2 protein-coding genes are annotated in these 582 nt (G+C 66.0%); both read right to left on the bottom strand.

Annotation, left to right across the window (positions count from 1 at the left end):
* Positions 1-304: hypothetical protein (locus HUK84_RS23585; protein WP_176642036.1), on the bottom strand; the 304-nt coding region annotated here is incomplete at its 3' end.
* A gap of 129 nt (positions 305-433) precedes the next feature.
* A partial coding sequence (locus HUK84_RS22150) for an amino acid--tRNA ligase-related protein (protein ID WP_317135332.1) occupies positions 434-582 on the bottom strand: 149 nt, incomplete at its 5' end.

The following is a 582-nucleotide window of genomic DNA, read 5'->3' as shown; positions in this document are numbered from 1 at the left end:
CCCAGCCACCACCCCAACCGCCACCCCAGCCGCCCCAGCCGCCCCAGCCGGGGCCACCCCAGCCGGGTCCGTAGCCCCATCCCCAGCCGCCGCCCGGCGAATAGCTGGTTTCCCTGTCGATATAGGCGAGGAACGTGTGGCCCTGGGCCTCATACGACCGGGTGGGGACGCCGAAGGTGCGGATCACGTCGACTTCCTGCCGTCCGACCATGGAGTTGAGCAGCCTGCGTTGCTCGGGCGACGGGACTTCGCAGGCCGTCAGGGCGAGCAGGGCGGCAAGCGGTAGAAGCGAAGCATATTTCATGACACGAATACCGAGCTGAAGGGTAAAAATTGCAGCAATGTCAATATAGCATGCCCGGGATCGGCCGCGCCTGCGCGCCAATGTTACAAATAATCAACTCGATCATTCAACCCGGCCATTGCCCCCTCTTCACACCATTGCCCCTTCTTCGAGCCATTGGATGTCGCCGATGCGCGCCGTGCCGGCGGCCAGCATGACCAGCCGGTCGAACCCCAGCGCGATGCCGGCGCAGGGCGGCATGTGGCCGAGCGCCGCCAGCAGGGCCTCGTCCATCGGCC

It is taken from the genome of Nguyenibacter vanlangensis (assembly GCF_013376155.1).
Lineage (GTDB): Bacteria > Pseudomonadota > Alphaproteobacteria > Acetobacterales > Acetobacteraceae > Gluconacetobacter > Gluconacetobacter vanlangensis.
Note: the sequence above shows the minus strand (reverse complement) of the source record. Positions and strands in the feature narration are given on the sequence as shown.